Annotated in this window: 17 protein-coding genes; 15 read left to right on the forward strand and 2 right to left on the reverse strand. The window is 71.8% G+C overall.

The window, feature by feature from the left end; all coding sequences use genetic code 11:
• The first annotated feature begins 16 nt into the window (after positions 1 to 16).
• The 3 genes from ACZ5DC_RS00690 (at position 17) to ACZ5DC_RS00700 (ending at position 3761) form a co-directional block, all read left to right on the forward strand.
• Positions 17 to 1573, forward strand: a complete 1557-nt coding sequence (locus tag ACZ5DC_RS00690; RefSeq protein WP_468647961.1) for a hypothetical protein — start codon at positions 17 to 19, stop codon at positions 1571 to 1573.
• Between the two features lie 162 nt (positions 1574 to 1735).
• On the forward strand, positions 1736 to 2014 hold the full coding sequence (locus ACZ5DC_RS00695) for a pyrophosphorylase (protein WP_097251953.1): 279 nt from the start codon (positions 1736 to 1738) through the stop codon (positions 2012 to 2014).
• A gap of 28 nt (positions 2015 to 2042) precedes the next feature.
• Positions 2043 to 3761: a protein kinase domain-containing protein gene (locus ACZ5DC_RS00700; RefSeq protein WP_468647962.1), complete on the forward strand. Its 1719-nt coding sequence runs from the start codon at positions 2043 to 2045 to the stop codon at positions 3759 to 3761.
• 39 nt (positions 3762 to 3800) lie between these two features.
• Here the strand turns inward: ACZ5DC_RS00700 and ACZ5DC_RS00705 are convergent, their stop codons facing one another.
• A complete protein-coding gene (locus ACZ5DC_RS00705; RefSeq protein WP_468647964.1) occupies positions 3801 to 4916 on the reverse strand; it encodes an AraC family transcriptional regulator in 1116 nt (371 codons plus the stop codon).
• A gap of 325 nt (positions 4917 to 5241) precedes the next feature.
• Here ACZ5DC_RS00705 and ACZ5DC_RS00710 point away from each other — a divergent pair, with 325 nt between their 5' ends.
• Positions 5242 to 6180, forward strand: a complete 939-nt coding sequence (locus tag ACZ5DC_RS00710; protein WP_468647966.1) for a helix-turn-helix domain-containing protein — start codon at positions 5242 to 5244, stop codon at positions 6178 to 6180.
• Here ACZ5DC_RS00710 and ACZ5DC_RS00715 read toward each other — a convergent pair.
• On the reverse strand, positions 6158 to 6658 hold the full coding sequence (locus tag ACZ5DC_RS00715) for a peptidoglycan-binding domain-containing protein (RefSeq protein ID WP_468647968.1): 501 nt from the start codon (positions 6656 to 6658) through the stop codon (positions 6158 to 6160). The genes ACZ5DC_RS00710 and ACZ5DC_RS00715 overlap by 23 nt on opposite strands.
• A 142-nt stretch (positions 6659 to 6800) precedes the next feature.
• Here ACZ5DC_RS00715 and ACZ5DC_RS00720 point away from each other — a divergent pair, with 142 nt between their 5' ends.
• The 11 genes from ACZ5DC_RS00720 to ACZ5DC_RS00770 all read left to right on the forward strand — a co-directional run bounded on the left by ACZ5DC_RS00720 (position 6801) and on the right by ACZ5DC_RS00770 (position 17348).
• Positions 6801 to 7754: a helix-turn-helix domain-containing protein gene (locus ACZ5DC_RS00720; RefSeq protein ID WP_468647970.1), complete on the forward strand. Its 954-nt coding sequence runs from the start codon at positions 6801 to 6803 to the stop codon at positions 7752 to 7754.
• A gap of 460 nt (positions 7755 to 8214) precedes the next feature.
• On the forward strand, positions 8215 to 9111 hold the full coding sequence (locus ACZ5DC_RS00725) for an LLM class flavin-dependent oxidoreductase (RefSeq protein ID WP_468647972.1): 897 nt from the start codon (positions 8215 to 8217) through the stop codon (positions 9109 to 9111).
• Positions 9112 to 9344: 233 nt separating this feature from the next.
• Positions 9345 to 9536, forward strand: coding sequence for a hypothetical protein (locus ACZ5DC_RS00730; protein WP_468647974.1), 192 nt, complete (start codon positions 9345 to 9347; stop codon positions 9534 to 9536).
• A gap of 30 nt (positions 9537 to 9566) precedes the next feature.
• A complete protein-coding gene (locus ACZ5DC_RS00735; RefSeq protein WP_468647976.1) occupies positions 9567 to 9860 on the forward strand; it encodes a hypothetical protein in 294 nt (97 codons plus the stop codon).
• 75 nt (positions 9861 to 9935) lie between these two features.
• On the forward strand, positions 9936 to 10958 hold the full coding sequence (locus ACZ5DC_RS00740) for a ParB/RepB/Spo0J family partition protein (RefSeq protein ID WP_468647978.1): 1023 nt from the start codon (positions 9936 to 9938) through the stop codon (positions 10956 to 10958).
• Positions 10959 to 11062: 104 nt separating this feature from the next.
• On the forward strand, positions 11063 to 12166 hold the full coding sequence (locus ACZ5DC_RS00745; RefSeq protein ID WP_468647980.1) for a DUF6421 family protein: 1104 nt from the start codon (positions 11063 to 11065) through the stop codon (positions 12164 to 12166).
• 119 nt (positions 12167 to 12285) lie between these two features.
• Complete coding sequence (locus tag ACZ5DC_RS00750; protein ID WP_468647982.1) at positions 12286 to 14382, forward strand: SidA/IucD/PvdA family monooxygenase; 2097 nt, start codon at positions 12286 to 12288, stop codon at positions 14380 to 14382.
• Positions 14375 to 14587 (forward strand): MbtH family protein, encoded by a 213-nt coding sequence (locus ACZ5DC_RS00755; protein ID WP_366763628.1) that lies wholly within the window; start codon positions 14375 to 14377, stop codon positions 14585 to 14587. The genes ACZ5DC_RS00750 and ACZ5DC_RS00755 overlap by 8 nt, the downstream gene beginning before the upstream one ends.
• Positions 14584 to 15408 (forward strand): 2OG-Fe(II)-dependent halogenase WelO5 family protein, encoded by an 825-nt coding sequence (locus ACZ5DC_RS00760; RefSeq protein WP_468647985.1) that lies wholly within the window; start codon positions 14584 to 14586, stop codon positions 15406 to 15408. The genes ACZ5DC_RS00755 and ACZ5DC_RS00760 overlap by 4 nt, the downstream gene beginning before the upstream one ends.
• 30 nt (positions 15409 to 15438) lie before the next feature.
• Entirely contained in the window at positions 15439 to 16251 is an 813-nt protein-coding gene (locus tag ACZ5DC_RS00765) for a phytanoyl-CoA dioxygenase family protein (RefSeq protein WP_468647987.1), read from the forward strand.
• The gene (locus ACZ5DC_RS00770; RefSeq protein ID WP_366748299.1) at positions 16248 to 17348 is read left to right on the forward strand and encodes a zinc-binding dehydrogenase; all 1101 of its coding nucleotides are present in this window, start codon (positions 16248 to 16250) and stop codon (positions 17346 to 17348) included. Before ACZ5DC_RS00765 ends, ACZ5DC_RS00770 begins: the two co-directional genes overlap by 4 nt.
• Positions 17349 to 17403: the final 55 nt, after the last annotated feature.

Here is a 17403-nt window from a genome sequence, read left to right on the forward strand (position 1 = left end):
CGAGGGTGCCCTCTCTATGGTGTCAGCGATTCCCGAGAACCTTATCGAGTATTCCGCAGCCTGTACGTGGGCGGCCCAGGACCTGCAGAACTGGATCAGCAGTGTGCTGCGACCTGCCCTGCTGGCATACCAGAACGCCGGCCATCCGTGCGTCGAACTGGACGCCGAGGTCGCGGCGGTGGTGTCCAGGGCGTACTACACGGACCGGGACGTCCGCACCGTCGCCATTGCGTTCCAGCAGACCCAGCACAGCGCGCTGGGCGGCCACCGGGTCGTCACCGCCGAGGAGTCGGACGTCATGGCGGCCTACAACCGTCTCCAGCAGCAGAACCAAACCAGGATGACGGCCGGCGCGGGACTCGCGACCAAGCTCATGGCGTTGCAGCCGCCCAGCGACGACAACCGGCTGGGATCGAGCCCCGAGGCGGCCAAGCCGATCCTGCAGGAGTTAGCCAAGCACGCCGACGATCCGTACTTTTGCGCCGGGTTCTACAACGCCCTCGACGCCCCCCACCTGGATACCGCACTCGCCGTCGGCGGCATCCCCGCCCTGGTCAGCGCCTACTCCAGTGGCGCCGTCAGCGCGCACACGACCCGACTGGTAGCTATGCGCCTGGCGGCACCGGCGGGCCATGGCGGCCCAGGGGCCCCGGGGTTTCCCTGGAGCCACATCAGCAGCGGGCAGAAGGCGCAGCTTCTGGACGCCTTAGCAGCCGATCCCTCGGCCTCGTACTTCCTGGCGAGGTCCCTGACGCCGGACGAGGTCCGCCAAATGTTCTACGGCGATCGTCAGTACAGCGCCAAGGTGATGACGATGCTGGCCGTCGGGATGAGGGGGGAGCACTCGCCGCAGGCCGCCCGGGACTTGATGCACAAGGTGTCGCTGGGCCTGTTTGGGGAGGGGGCGCCGACACTGACGAACAGTGAGTGGAAGCACGTGGCGGGTGCGATGAACAACTTCTATGCGTACGGCGTGTTGCACGGCGTTGCGCCGCCGACCGGGTTCTCCAGACGGGAGCTGGAGGAATGGCAGCGCATCACGGGAGCGAACACCGGTCAGGACGTCGCGTTGTTTCTGAAGGCACTCAACGCGGCGGGCCCGGACAACAAGTTGATCAAAAGCATGATCCAAGGCGGCTACGTGAACGTGGCCTTCATGGTGATCGAGCCGGAGGGTGTGGCGGCCACGGCGGCGCTGGGCGCCCTGCAGAGCGCCTACTCCGCGGTCGATCCAGGCATGAAGATGTTGCTGGACAAGGTCTTTCCGGCCGGTGGCCATCCCCGTGCTTACGAGGTGAACCGCAAGCTCGCGGCGGGCGCGTTCACGCATACCCTCGGGCTGCTGGGTGCGCAGAACCAGGTCCATGACCCTTGGGGCAAGATGGTCCACTTCACCGGCGACGCGGCGCACGACCAGAAGTACATCACACGCATCCTCGACCATCCGGACGACTACACCGTCGGCAACGACAAGGTCACCGTCAACGAATTGCTCGACGCATTCGGCCGCATGGAGCAGGACGAACCGCTGAAGGCCCTCGGTAACGACGATTACAAGCCGTCGTACGGCTGATCAGGTGGCGACTCGGTGAGGGCCAGGTCGGTTATTGACGCTGATCGCCGGTCCCGACTTGCACCGACCGTCAAGAGGCGTGCGCTGTGGATCAATGACGGTTATGGAGTCCGCAACAGACAATTCCTGGGCAAGTCGACAGGCTGCTACAAGGAGAACCGAATGGCGACCGTAAAGTCCACCGACCTGGCCCACCAGGAAGCTGGGAAAATGCTGAGCCTCATCACCAGTCAGCTCCCCGGTCTCATCGGGCAGCTCAACAGTCATGGGCAGACCTTGAGCGACCCGAACAACTGGGACGGTCCGCTGGCGCAGAGGTTCAGGGGCGAGGTGTGGCCGCAGGCCAAGGGGGACCTGGACAAGATGAGGGCCTCGCTGGAGCACCTGCAGCAGCAGGTCCAGAAGATCCTCACCAACATCTCGCACGCGGGCGGCGCGTAAGAGCCACGAGAAGGACCAGGGACGCCCCATGCCCGACACGAACCCCCCTGCCGCCGGAGCCGGCGGCCCGTTCGCGGCCGAGCTGTCCGCGGCCGACCTGGCGTTGCTCGGCGCCGAGGCGCTGCGCCGCTCCGACCCGCCGGACATCGGGCCCTACCGGGTGCTCGCCCGGCTGGGCCGCGGGGGGATGGGCCGGCTGTACCTCGGGCGGGAGTCCGGCACCGAGGGGGCGTACGGGTCCGGGTCGCTCGTCGCGGTGAAGGTGATCCGCTCGGAGTACGCCGAGGACGAGCGGTTCCGCCGTCGCTTCGAACGCGAGATCGAGGCCGTACGCCGGGTGCACGGGACGTACACCGCCGAGCTGCTCGACTCCGGTTACGACCGCGACGAACTGCTGTGGATGGCCACGGCCTACGTGCCCGGGCTCAGCCTGGGCGAGGCCGTCGAGCGGTACGGGCCGCTGCCCGCGCCGGTCGTGTGGAGGCTGGCGCACGAGATCGGGCAGGCGCTCACCGCGATCGCCGCCGTGGGCATCGTCCACCGCGACCTCAAACCGTCCAACGTCCTGCTGGGGCCGGACGGCGCACGCATCATCGACTTCGGGGTGGCGCACACCGCCGACGCCAGTTCGATCACCATGACCGGTCAGCAGCTGGGCACCCCGGCCTTCATGTCCCCGGAACAGGCGAACGGCCGCGACGTGCGCACGGCCTCGGACGTGTTCTCCCTCGGCTCGGTCCTCGCCGCCGCGGTCACGGGCTCGGCGCCCTTCGGCGAGGGCACCACCGGTGACGTCGTCCACCGGATCATCTACGCGCCGCCGGACGAGCAGGTGATCGCCGAGGCCGCCCGGCGCGACCCCGGTCTCGCCGAACTGATCGGCCGGTGCCTGGTCAAGGACCCGCGGCGGCGGCCGAGCCCGCAGGACGTCGTCGAGGCCACGCGGGGGCAGGCCACCGACGCGCAGTGGCCTGACGCGATCACCGAGACCGTCGCCGCACGGGCGGACTGGCGCGGAACCGCGGTGGCGGTGCCGCCCATGGACCAGCTGACGATCCTGCGCCGCACGAAGCCGGAGGAGCCGGCGAAGGAGGTGACCGGGCGACGCCGATGGCCGCTGGTGGCGGGCGCGGCGGCAGCGGTCGCGATCATGGGAGCGGCTGTCGCCCTGGGGGCCTCCGGAGGAGACACCGCCCGCCAGACCGCTGCGCCCACACCCGCGGGGTCACACGCCTCCTCCACCACGAACTCGCCGCACGCCGAACCGTCCTCCGCACGGCCGCGGCCGCGGCCCAGGACGGCGGTCACCGCGACCGTTACGGCTCCGGCGTCCCCGGGGAACCAGCCGCCCGGCGGCGTTCCCGACCCTGCCCGGCCGCAGCAGCCGTACGATCCCCCGCCGGCCACGCGGCCCCCCGCGCCCGCTCCGGCCACGGAACACGCCCCGCCACCCGCCACCCACGCCCCGGCTACGCAACACGCCCCGCCGCCGGCCACACCCGCCAAGCCCTGGAAGTCCTGCACGTACTACTCCGGCACCGCTCTCACCGTCTACGGCCAGAAGGGCTCCCGTGTGAAGGAAGTCCAGTGCATCCTCAAGGCCCGCGGCTACAACGTCGGCCCCAGCGGGGTGGACGGCGTCTTCGGCTACGACACGCTGACCGAGGTCAAGAAGTTCCAGAGCGGGCACCACCTCCAGGTCGACGGTGAGGTCGGCGTCAAGACCTGGGCCGCGCTCCGGTCGTGACCGGCGCGCCGCCCCGCGCAAGACCGGCCGGGTGCGCGGTCACGACCGCAGCCGCTGCCTGCGGTACGCACCGGGCGTGACCCCGTAGACCGACTTGAACGTCCGGTTGAACACGGCCGGGTCGCGGAAGCCCCAGCGCCTCGCGATCTCGCCCACGCCGCGCCGCGCCTCGGCCGGGTCGGACAGATCGGCCCGGCAGTGTTCCAGGCGGCGCTCGCGCAGGTAGGCGCCGACCGTGCGCCCGTCCCGCTGGAAGAGGTGGTGCAGGTAGCGCAGCGAGATGTGGTTGGCGGCGGCGATGGAGGCGAGTGACAGGTCGAAGTCGTGCAGGTGGTGCTCGATGTACGTCTTGATGCCGCGCAGCAGCAGGTCGGACGCGGGCGGGGCGGGCTGGGGGCAGGTGGGTAGCGGTTCGGCCGGGCACGGCTGTCGCCGGCCGCCCTGAAGCAGTGCGGTCTCGCTGTCGAGGAAGGCCGTCGCGAGGTTGACGGCGGCGGTGCCCAGCCAGGCGGTGTGCCGGTCCTCGGTGGATGGCACGTGCGTGGCCAGCCCGAGGACGAAGGACGCGAGGAGGGCCGCCGGGCCCGACCCGGTCGCCACGGGGCGCCCGGCCACGTTGCGCAGCGCGTCGCCGGGCAGCGGCAAGGCCGCTTCGGGCAGGTGAAGGACCAGCGCGCGGACCGGGCGGGAGCCGGCGGACGTGCCGGCGCGGAGCCGTAACGGCTCGGTGGCCTCCCACAACACCACGCTGCCGGACTCCAGCCGGACGAGCCGCCGGTCGCGGCCGAGGACCAGTGGCCCGCGGGGCGCGAAAACCAGGTGCCAGGTCAGGGGTGGGCCGCTGGTGTACCGGTCTGGCGTCCGCTGGACGGCCGGCGGGGCGGGCAGGTCGAGCAATGACAGCCGTACGGGCCCCACGTCGAGGTGGTCGCGGACCGCCGGGTCGGGCACGACCGTGCGTACCGGAACCTGAAGCCCGCCGGGCAAGGCGGCTGCCGGGGCGTCCGGGCGGTCGGCGACGGCACGGTACCGCCGCCCCGCGCCCGAGCCCGGCCTTCTCGTGGCAGGCGGCCTGCTGCGCCTGCCGGTGGTGGTCGACGTGGTGTTCGCGATCTCCGACTCGTCCGTACCGGGCGAGCTGCCGTGAGCCGTCATGCCGGAATTCCCTCGCAGCGTGCGTGAGTGGCGTGCTGCACCCGCGGCGGCCGGACCGGAAGTCCGCGTGGGCCGGGTGCTTCGTGCGGGCGTCGGATGCCGCCCGCACGGTCCCCCTCCCGGGGCGGCCGGGAAGGCCGGCCGGGGCCGTCACGCAGGTGCCTTCCCGAGTCTGGAGCGGGCGGACGGCTGGGACCAGAGCCACCCGCCAGTTGCCTCGATCCTGGGACGGGTCCCCCTCTGACCTGCGAAGATGCCCGATGGACGGAGTGCGGGACGGGACAGCTGTGGGATAGTGGGCGCTCCGGGGGAAGGGGGCGCCGTCGTGGGACGCTGGCAGCCGCTGCGGGGCGATCTGCCCGCCGAGGTGGCCCGGCTGGTGCGGGAGTTGCGCCAGTACGTGGACCGGTGCGAGATGAACACCATGACCGTCGCCGCCAAGACCGGTTACAGCCGCAGTTCCTGGCTGCGCTACCTCAACGGGCGGCGACTGCCCCCTTGGGCGGCGGTCGCCGAGCTGGGACGACTGGCGCAGGCCGATGCCGAGCCGCTGCGTGTGCTGTGGGAGTCGGCGGCCCACGCCTGGACAGGGGAACGCCCGGCCGACGGCACCGGCCCGGCACCCGCACCACCGCGTCCGGCGGGTGACGCACGGAACCTGGTTGTCCCGGACACCGTGCCCTCAGGCCCCATGCCGGCTGCGCACCGGGTTCTCCCGCGCGGCTTACGGCCGCCACCCGCGGGCGTGCTGGCCGCTGTCGCCGCTTGCTCGCTGCTGGCCGTCCTGCTGCTCGCCCGGCCGTGGGACGGCCGGACCAGCGGGACGGAGGACGGCCGCCCGCCGGCCGGCGCTCCCTCGGGAGCGCCGGCCTGGCCGTGGCCCTTGCACGGCGCGGCGGACGGGGCGGCCGCCGGGTGCCGGGCGGGCGGCTGCCGGGGCCTGGACCCCTACCGCGAGAGGTGCGACCGCGACAGTGTCGTCGTCCACCGGCTGCGCGCGTCCGGCCGGGTCTTGACGCTTCGGTACAGTCCCGCCTGCCGGGCGAGCTGGGCGGAGGTCGACATCGCGGCGCGGACGGCCGGGCTGCGAATCGCCACGACGAGCGGCGACCAGCAGACGGCCACCGGCGGCGGCGCGTACACGGCGATGGTGGCGAGCGGGCCGGACGGGGCACGTGCCACGGTCGTCGTCCGCGGCCGGCAACTCGGCGTCGCGCGGTACGACAGCTGGATCGACGCTGTCAGCGGCAGCGCGCGAGGGTGACGGCGTCCGTGCGCAGCCGGTGGAACCGCCCGGCGTCGTAGACCTCGTAGACGCCGTCCGGGGCCGGGCGCAGCGGAAGACCGTAGCGCTCGCCCTGGTAGACCATCCACCGGCCGACGGGGACGATACGCTCCGCCGCGGCGCCCCAGGTGGCCGGCCCGACGATCCCGTCCGCGGACAGGTGGTGGTTGCTCTGCCAGACGCGGGTGGCCTCGGCCGTCGCCTCGTCGTACGTGCAGGTGACCCCGGAGCGCGCCGAGTATCCGTCGGCCCACAGCACGCTCTGCCACAGGCCGATCAGGTCGCTGCGCCGGGTGCGGCCGACCGCCAACTGCTGTGCGGCGCCCAGCCCGGCGGCGACGGGCACGCCGCCGTGCCGGTCGCGGGACTGCTGGTTCCGCGGGGCCCCGGACCCCGCGCACACCACCGCCAGAATCAGTACGCACAGCGCGGCGCGCGCCGTCGTCCCTTCGCCCATGGCACCGTCTCACCGTCGTGAGGTCAACTACGTTCCGCACGGGCCTGGTTGTGCAGAATCAGCGGCTCCGCGATCGCCCGCGTGGATACAGTAGGGAAGGAAAGCGACGATCCCCAGAGAGCACTGGGCCCGGAGGGCGTACGTGACTGAGTGGAAGCCGTTACCCGTCGGCCTCGCCTCGGACGTCCGGCATCTGGTCGCCGAACTGCGCGCGTTGAAGGACCGCGCCGGACTGAGCCTGGCCGTCCTCGGCGGCCGCACTCCGTACAGCAAGTCCTCCTGGGAACGCTATCTCAACGGCAAGGCACTGCCGCCGCAGCACGCGGTGATCTCCCTCGGGAAGCTGGCCGACGCCGATCCCGCCCGGCTCCTGGCGCTGTGGGAACTGGCGAACACCGCCTGGCACGAGCACAAGCCCGAGGGCGCGGACGGGGCCCGCGACGCCGACGACGTGCGGGGCCGGCCGCCCGGGGAATCCACTGCCTCCACGGAGCGCGCTCCCGCCACGCGGGCCGAGGAGCCGCCGTCCGTGAGCCGTCGGTCCGGCCGGCGGCGGCTGGTCCGGACGGTGGTCGCCCTGGTCGCCGCCGTCGGCCTGTCCGTCTCCCTGTACGCCGCCTTCGGCCGGCATGCGGGCGCGCACGCCGGCCGGGACGGCACCGTGAGCACGGACGCGGCGAGCAGGCAACTGGACGTGAACTGCTTCGCGGACAGCTGTACCGGGAAGAACCCCGGGCAGACCGGCTGTGGCGGCGACGCGTGGACCGCCGCCCTGTACAAGCTCGCCGGGGTGTACGTGGAGCTGCGCTACAGCGACGCCTGCAAGGCTGCCTGGTCCCGCATCAGCTGGGGACACCCCGGCGACATCGCCCGGGTCATCGGCGAGGGGGGCCGGACGTACCAGAACAAGGTCCACTACGACACCGACACGTTCAGCGCGATGGTCGCGGCGCCGAGCCCCTCGACAGCCAGGGCATGTGCGCTGCTCACCTCCGGGGCGCACGCCTGCACCTCCCCGGGCGGCACCCAGCACCTCACCGAGCCCCCGAACCCGCCCACCCCGGCCGTCCCCTCCGCGGCGGCCGGCACGAGGTGAGCGGGACCGCCGAGGGCGGCCTTCGGTACACCACTCGGTCGAGGCAGGCCGCGGCCGTGCAGGAGGTCAAGGGCCGCCGCCGGCCGCGCATCCTGCGGTCGGCGATCCGGTAGCGCGGTGCCGGTGTGAAGCCGGCCCGGCGGCAGGCGCCGGCCATGGCCTCCGGTCCGCCGTCGCCGTCGTCGGTGAGCGTCGTCCAGGTCTCGCCCGCCGGATCGGCGAGTTCGATCCGCGCCTGCCCGGCCAGTGGGCGACGCGGTCCTGGACGGGGAGGCCGCCGACCACGAGGTGCCGCTCCCCGTACTGTCCGGCGACGAGCATGCGGGTGAGCGTGGTCGCCGAGTGCTCGGTGGTGACCATGGCACGCCGGCTCGGCGGACCGCGGTGGCGCGGTTCTCCTCCCGGTTCGCCACGGCGATTTCCCCGGCGACCGGCAGGGGGGCGCGCTTAGGGTCGGCACATGCGACTGAGTACCGTGATCCTTCCCGTCCGGCGGTGGCGCGACGGGGGCCGTGAGCAGTGGGTACGGGCCGAGCGGCTCGGCTTCCACGCCGCGTACACGTACGACCACCTGTCCTGGCGGAGTCTGCGCGACCGCGCGTGGTTCGGGGCGATACCGACCCTGACGGCCGCCGCCGGGGTCACCGAGCGGCTGCGTCTCGGCACCATGGTGACCTCACCCAACTTCCGGCATCCGGTCACCCTGGCCAAGGAGCTGATCTCGCTCGACGACGTCTCCGGCGGCCGGATCACCCTGGGCATCGGCGCCGGCGCCGCCGGGTACGACGCGACCGCGCTCGGGCAGGAGGCCTGGAGCCCGCGCGAACGGGCCGCGCGGTTCGAGGAGTTCGTGCCGCTGCTCGACCGGCTCCTGACCGAGGACGCGGTCAGCCACGACGGCACCTACTACTCCGCCTCCGAGGCCCGCACCATCCCCGGCTGCGTCCAGCGCCCCCGTCTGCCCTTCGCCATCGCGGCGGCGGGCCCCCGTGCGCTGCGGGTCGTCGCCCGCCACGGCCAGGCGTGGGTGACGATCGGCGACATCAGGCTCTGGCAGACCGGGACGGCCGAGCAGTCGATGGAGGCGATCCGCGAGCAGTCGGCCCGGCTCGACGACGCCTGCGCGGCGGAGGGCAGGGACCCGGCCGGGCTGGAGAGGATCCTGCTCACGGGGCTCACCCCGGACCGGCCGCTGGCCTCCCTGGACGCGTTCGTGGACTTCGCCGGGAAGTACGCGGCGCTCGGCTTCACCGAGATCGTCGTCCACGCGCCCGTGCCGGACTCGATGTTCGACACCTCGGAGGAGGTCTTCGAGCGGATCGCGACGGAGGGAGTCGCTCAACTCGGCGGTAACTAGGGGGGCTGGCACGAACATGCTTGGCCGGGTGTGGCCAGCGTCGCAACGTCCAAGGTGGGCCGGGTGGCGGCTCCCGCCACGGGGGGCCCCATCCGGCCTGGCCTGTTGGTGCAACGCGGCATGTACTGACAGTGACACGGCGGCGAGCCAGTATTTCTCTCGAGCGCCACAGCGGCCGGTTCATCCGATACGGCCCTCGCCATCGCTGGTTCCCGATTTCCCGAAGGAATAACGTGAAGAGTTCCCAGCTTTCCGTCGCCCGGTTTGTCGTCGCCGCCGCCGCGGTCGCCGCCGTCGCCGCCCCGTTCGCCGTCCTCGCCGACGGCACCGGCCGCGCCCACGCGGCGGTGACCGCCACCACCGACGCCCCGGCTTCGGACGCGAGCGTCACCGAGAGCCCGGAGCCCGGCTTCGGCTGGGGCTGATCGGCACCCGCCACCGAGCGAAGCACGTCCATGTATGCCGCCGTCGTCGTGTTGAAAGCCGGCGCCGACCAGGCCAAAGCCTCCGTCAGCAGCGCCTCGCTGACCGACGCGTTCTGGGCGCACGCGCAAGCGGACGACGGCCTGGAGCACGTACGGACCGCGGACCGCGCCGACGGCTTCTCGGTCGTGCTCTTCATGCATGGGGGAGACGAGACCGAGGTGGCCACATCCGCGCTCGCCCTGTGCTGGCGCCTGGTGATGGTCATGCCGCCCCTGGCGGGCTGGTATGTCGATTCCTGTGTCGTGCGCGGCGCCTGGCGATAACGGCGGCCACATGGATGCGGAATTCCGTCGGTCCCGACCGGGTCGATCGCCGCAGCAGAATTGCCCGGAGGAAGAGTGAGCATCTCCCTGAATCTGCCGGAATCCCTTTCTCTCGACGTCCTCGACCCGGACGCCGACGACGCGCCGACGGTCTCCCTCCCCGTCCGCGCGCTGCGGTTCGGGGACTCGCCGCGCGGCGGCGGGCTGAACGACGCGCACTGCCGCATGCTGGCCGCCGCCGGGGACACCCTGCCCCCGGTCGTCGTGCACAGCCGCACCATGCGCGTCGTGGACGGCAACCACCGGGTGCGGGCCGCCGTGCTGCGCGGCCGGCAGGAGATCACGGCCCGGATGTTCGAGGGCACGGCCGACGAGGCGTTCGTGCTGGCCGTGCGGCTGAACACCCTGCACGGCCGCGGCCTGCTCCTGTCGCGTACCGACCGCACCGCCGCGGCGGCGCGCCTGGTCACCACCCACCCGCACTGGTCCAACCGCATGATCGCCTCCCTGACCGGCCTGTCGGCGGGCACCATCGGCCGCATCCGGGGCCAGCTGACCGCCGAGTCCGGCGGCGCGGTCGTACGGGTCGGCAAGGACGGGCGGGCGCGGCCCGTGGACGGCTCCAGCGGCCGGATGAAGGTCTACGAGCTGCTGATGAGCGACCCGACCGCGTCCATCCGCGACATCGCGCAGCGCGTCGGCGTCTCCCCGTCGACCGTGCACGACGTACGCAAGCGCGTCCTGGCGGGGGAGGAGCCGGTCTCCCGGCGCCGCAGGGCACAGGCCGAGGACGAGACCGAGCAGGACCGCACCGTTGTGCCGCGCCCGCAGCCCGAGCCGGAACGGGAGGCGCCCGCCGACCCCGCGGCGATCATCGCGGCGCTCACCAAGGACCCGTCCCTGCGCTACAACAACATCGGCCGGCGGCTGATTCGCTGGCTCGACGGGTGCCGGCGCGGCGTGGCCGAGTGCCCGGAGATCGCCGAGCGGGTGCCCTCCCACAACATCGACCCGGTGGCGGCGCTCGCCCGCGAGTACGCCCACGCGTGGCTCGACTTCGCCACCGCGCTGGAAGAGCGCAACCGCGACGCCTGCTGACCGCCGTCCGGCAGGCGCACATGTCCGCGGCGGCCACTCACCATCCCGTGACCGGTCCCACAGGCCGCCGGGGTGCATTCTCGGAAGGGTATTCCATGGCTGACATGACCGAGGCATTCGCTGAAATAGAGGACATCAGGGCGAGCCTCCCCGAACGACAGTTCCTGCGGGACGAGACCGAACTCAAGGAGCTCTCCCGCCAACTCGGCTCCAGCCGTGCGCTGCGCGGTGTGCCGGCGGTCGAGGCGTTCCTCGACGACCTCGCCGTCTTCGAACCGGGAAAGCGTCTGGAGGCGACGAAGGCGCACATCAACAACCGGCGCGACAACGTCATCTTCTCGCTCTTCGACGCCTCGTACTTCCCGCGCCTGAACCTCGACTGCCTCACGTACGACACGCTGCCGACCGACCCGTACCTGGCCGAGCGTTACGCCAGCAACACCATGCCCGTGAACATCACGGGAAAGACCACCGGATTCGGCTCCCGGGTCGTCGTGGCGCTGTTCCCGGAGAACCACATCGACGGCATACAGAAGCCGGACGACCTCATCTTCTACTTCATCGACAAGTTCCTGGAGCGGCACAACAGGGTCACCCGACTCCTCATCGACGAGGTGATGGAGCCGGGCAGCTTCCCGCAGATCCAGGGCGCCTCCGACCGGAAGGTCGAGCAGGCCTCGTCCTGGTGGGTCCGGCTGCACGAGTACCACCACCGCCACGGCGACATGCCGATCCCGGAGTACCTCGCGGCGAAGAAGCTGAAGCCGCTGGCCGGCCTGGAGGAACTGCGCGTCGACGTCTCCGGCATGCTCGTCTGCCTGCACGACACGAAGCTGCCGCGCGAGGAGGCGCGGGCCGCGTACGAGTTCATCCTCGCCGAGCGTCTGCTGCGCTACGCGGTGGAGGGCATCCCGCGCCCGAACTACGACGCGGTCGCCTCCCAGTTGCTCTTCAACTATCTGGAGGGGAACGGCGGGATCGGTCTCGCCGACGGCCGCATCCGGCTCACCGAGAAACTCCCCGACGTGCTGCGCGATTTCCTCTCGGAGATCGAGCGCATCGAATCCGGTATCCACCGGGACCCGGTCGAGGTCGTGAAGCAGCGCCTTCTCGACTTCACCAACCGGTACACCGACTACGACACCGAGTCGCGCGACTACCGGCACATTCCCTACTTCGCCGAGGTCAAGAGCCGACTCGGCGTCTGAACAACGTCACCGGGCCGGAGTGTTCGACCGTGCAGCACAGTCGATCACACCGGCCGATCAGTGCGGGCATCATCAGGAAATCGCCCTGCGTAAGAGCCGACTGTTCTAGAGGAGTAGTTGTGAGAAACGAAGGCGCGGCCCCCGAGGGCGAGGACCTGGTGGGAACGACCGCGGAACGCCCCTACGACCTCCTGGGCATAGGATTCGGCCCTTCCAACCTGGCTCTCGCCGTGTGCGCCCGTGAGCAGAAGCTGCCGCTGTCCTGCCTGTTCGTCGAGCGCCGCGAGGGCGTCGCCTGGCACCCCGGCATGCTCATCGACGGCGCCCGGATGCAGATCTCCTTCCTCAAGGACCTGGTGTCGCTGCGGAACCCGGCCAGCCCCTACTCGTTCCTCCAGTACACCAAGGCCAAGGGGCGGCTGGAGCGGTTCGTCAACCTCAACGAGTTCCGGCCGACCCGGATCGAGTACGACGACTACCTGAAGTGGGTCGCCGAGGACTTCACCGACCAGGTCCGCTTCGGTACGCGGGTGAACCACGTGACGCCGGTGACGGCCGGCGGCGGCACCCTGTCGCTCTTCCGCGTCGAGACCGAGGAGGTCGCCACCGGCCGGCGCACCACCCACTACGCCCGCAACGTCGTCCACGCGGGCGGCGGGCGGGCGGGCCGGCCGGACGGTGTCGCCGACGTCTCCGCCGTCATCCACTCCAGCGAGTTCCTGACCCGCTTCCCGGAGCGGTTCAAGGACCACGACGCGCCGTACCGGTTCGTGATCGCCGGCGGCGGCCAGAGCGCGGGCGAGATCGCCGAGTACCTCCTCCACCACTACGACCGGGCCGAGATCCACCTCGTCGTCTCCGGGTACACCCTCCAGCCGACCGACAACAGCCCCTTCGTCAACGAGCAGTTCTACTCCGGCGGCGCCGAATCCTTCTACCGGATGGCGCCCGAGCACCGCGCGGTCGTCGCCGCCCAGCTGCGCGACGCCAACTACGGCGTGGTCCGCGAGGACCTGCTGGAGCGGCTCTTCAACACCGACTACCTCGACGAGGTCAAGGGCCGCCGCCGGCTGCACATCCACTCCTTCTCCCGCCTCGGCGAGGTCCGCGAGGACGGCGACGGGCTGGCCGCGACCCTCCACGGGCGGCTGGAGGAGCGCCCGGACGAGGTGCTCGCCTGCGACGGCGTGGTCCTGGCCACCGGCTACGACCGCTCGCTCGACCCGGAGATCTTCGCGGACGTGCTGCCCCACCTCGTCACGGAGGAAGCCGGCACCGGCGTCTCCCTCACGCGCAGCTACCGGGCCCGTACCGGCTCCGAGCTGCGCGCCGGGCTGTACCTCCAGGGCTTCGGCGAGGCGCAGTTCGGCCTCGGTGACACGCTGCTGTCACTGCTGCCGTTCCGCTCCAAGGAGATCGTGGACGACATCGCCGACCGGGTGCCGGCGCCGGCGGGCATCGGCGGCTGCCCGGTGATGTCGCCGGGCGCGTCCGGCCGCCCGGCCGTCTCCGCCCCGGCCGGCGCGTCCGGTACCGCCGCGTACCCGCCGAGCTGGTACCTGGAGCACGACCGGGAGAAGCTCTACGCCCTGATGGAGCGGTTCCGCTTCGCCACGCTGATCTCGGCGCGCTCCGGCGACGAGCCGTTCGCCACCCACCTGCCGCTGATCCTCGACCGGTCCCGTGGCACCATGGGCGTCCTCTTCGGGCACCTGGACCGGGCGAACGAGCACGCCTCGCTCATCGACGGCCGCCGCATGCTCGCCGTCTTCCACGGCCCCAACGCCTACATGCCGCCGGACCTCTTCGCGAGCGACCCGCTGCCCACCTGGAACTCGATGTCCGTCCACGTGCGCGGCCGGGTCCGGGTCATCGAGGACCGGGACACGCTGGTGCGCGGTCTGATCGGGATCGCGGAGCACTCCGAGCCCGACAACCGGCTGCGCGGCGACGACCCGCGCATCGACCGCATCATCGGCGGCATCCTCGGCTTCGAGTTCGAGATCGACGAGATCGTGGGCCGCTTCAAGCTGTCGCAGGACCGCGACGAGACCGACCGCCGGCACGCCGCCGTCGCCCTGGCCCGCGCGACCGAACGCGGCGAGCGGGACTTCATCGAGTACGCGGTGGGGCTCAGCCTCCTCACCGAGGACGCCCCCCGGGACCTGGCCGACCGCCCCCTCCTCCCCATCGCCATTGGAGGCATTCATGAGTGACACGACACTGACCCAGGAGCGTTACCTCGTGGTCCGCAACCACGAGGAGCAGTACTCGGTCTGGCGCGCCGACCGCGAGCTGCCGCAGGGCTGGGAGCCCGTCGGCGAGGCCGCCGCGAAGGAGGAGTGCCTGAGCCGGATCGAGGAGCTGTGGACCGACATGCGGCCGCTCAGCCTCCGGACCTTCATGGAGGGGGAACGATGAGCGGGACGCAGCTGCGGGACGTCTCCACCAACGCCTCGCCGATCTTCACCCTCTTCGACGCCGAGACGGTCGACGAGCTGACCCGGGACCACATCCTGCGGCTGGCCGTCGGGGTGCTCGGCGCGGTACGGATCCGCGGCTTCTCCTCGGAGCAGGAGTGCGCCGACATCATGGAGGGCCTGGACCACCGGGAGTTCGGGGCCTACGACGAGAACCTGATCTTCCCGCCCATCGCCAAGATCGGCCCCGCCGCGTACGACTTCTACGGCGCGCACACGCTGACCGACGAGTACTGGAAGACCGCGGACGAGGCGCTCCGCCTGCGCGGGAAGCTGCACCACGGCTCGGACCCGATGGACCTGGCCGTGGAGCGGGTCAGCCGCGCCTGGGGCGACGAGGTGGTGCCCGCCCGGTCCAGGGGCCGTGAGATGTTCGCGGGGATGATCCGGGAGATCCCGAACGGCGCCAAGCTCCACTTCGACGAGATCGTGCGGGAGTTCCCGGGCATCCTGGACGAGACCCCGGCCAGTTTCCTCACCCTCAACTGGTACCTCTCCATGCCCGAGCAGGGCGGCGAGACCCGTGTCCACCGGCGCCGCTGGCGGCCGGCCGACGAGCCCTTCCGCGACGGCTACGGCTATGACGAGAAGGTGATCGAGGACGAGCCGGTGGCGGTGGTCCGCCCGCGCACCGGCGACGCGGTGATCTTCGACTCGCGCAACCTCCACGCGGTCAACGAGATCGGTGGCGAGGGCCGCCGGGTCAGCCTCTCCTTCTTCCTGGGCGTGACCGGGCGCGGCCCGCTCCAGGTCTGGTCCTGAAACACCCCTACCCATGAGCAGAGTGATCACATGCGACTCAGCCAAGAGCAGGTGCGGCAATTCCGGACTCAGGGCTACCTGATCCTCGACCGGTTGTTCAGCCCGGAAGAGGCCGAGGCCCTTCAGGACGCCTTCCAGCGCGACTCCCTCATACCCGGTGACCACCGTGTGGCCGAGCAGGACGGCGGCGAGGTGCGCGCCGTCTACGCCTCCCACACCCGACAGCCCGAGTTCGCCGCCCTGATCCGCACCCCGAGGGTCCTCGGCCCGGTGCGGCAGCTCCTCGGCGGCGAGGCGTACATCTACCAGTTCAAGATCAACGCGAAGGCGCCCTTCTCCGGCGCCGGGTGGTCCTGGCACCAGGACTTCGCCGCCTGGCAGATGGCCGACGAACTGCGCCTGCCCCGGCTCGTCAACGTCGGCGTCTTCCTCGACGAGGTCAACGAGTTCAACGGGCCGGTGATCTTCTGCCCCGGCTCGCACCGCGACGGTTTGGTGAAGAAGGGCCGGGCGGCCGGCCCGGCCGCCTCCGAGCAGCACGTCGACCCGGAGGACATCGCCCTCACCCCGGCGGACATGACCGGGCTCGTGGAGCGCCACGGCCTGGTCAGCGCCAAGGGCGCCGCCGGCACCGTCGTCCTCTTCGACCCCGAGATCGTGCACGGCTCCGCGACCAACATGGCGCCCTTCCGGCGCCGGCTGCTGATCGTGACGTACAACGACGTCACCAACGTGCCCAAGCCGGCGGGCGAGCGGCGCCCCGAGTACGTCGTCGGCCGCGACACCGCACCGCTGGAGCTGACCGACCAGGAGATCGTCCCGGCCCTGGAGGTGCTGGTATGAGCGTCGGACGCGCCGTCGTCCTGGCGGAGTTCGGCCGGCCGCTGGAACTGCGGAAGTTCCCGGTCCCGCCGGCGCCGGAGGGCGGCATGATCGTCGCCAGCCGGTACGGCGGGGTCTGCGGCACCGACCTTCACCTCCAGCAGGGCCACCTGGAGGTCCCCACGCCGCTGGTCCTCGGCCACGAGGGCCTCGGCACCGTCCACGAACTGGGCGCCGGCGCCGGCACCGACGTCCACGGCACGCCGCTGCGCCCCGGCGACACGGTGATGTGGGCGTCCTCGATCGCCTGCGGCAGCTGTGTGCCCTGCCGGATCCACCGCGAGCCGACGCTGTGCGAGTACCGCCGCACCTACGGCGTGAACCGGCCCACGGACCAGGAGCCGGGCCTGTCGGGCTCCTGGGCCGAGTACATCTGCCTGCGGCCCGGCACGACCGTGGTGAAGGTACCGGACGGCGTCGACCCGGTGGCCGCGATGTCCTTCGCCTGCGCGGGCCCCACCATGGTCCACGCCCTCTACGAGCGGCGCCCGGTCCGCGTCGGCGAGACCGTCGTCGTCCAGGGCAGCGGCCCGGTCGGCCTGGCCGCCACCGCCCTCGCCCAGCTCTCCGGCGCCGCGCGGGTGATCCTCGTCGGCGGCCCCGGCAAGCGCCTCGCCACCGCCGCCGAGGCGCGCGTCGGCGACCACCACGTCAACATCGTGGAGGCCGCCGACCCCTCCGCCGCCCTCGCCGAGGTCATGGAACTGACCGGCGGCCGGGGCGCGGACCTGGTCATCGAGGCCACCGGCGCCCCGGCCGCGATCGACCAGGGCCTGCGCCTGGCCCGGCGCGGCGGCTCGTACCTGGTGGTCGGCCAGTACACCGACAGCGGGGACACGACGATCAACCCGCACCAGATCGTCCACCGCCAGCTGGACGTGGTCGGCTCCTGGGCGTTCACCGGCGCCCACCTCGTGCAGTACGTCGCGCTGCTGCCCGCGCTGGTACGGCGCTTCGACCTGGCGCGGCTGGTGACCAGCTACCCCCTGGAGGACCACGGCAGGGCGCTGGCGGACGTCGCCGCCGGAGCCGTGATGAAGGCCGTCCTCGTCAGCTGAGCCGGCCCCCGGACCGCACCCACCCCACGCAGCCCACCCACGGCCGCGGCGCGGT

It is taken from the genome of Streptomyces sp. NPDC031445 (assembly GCF_055581365.1).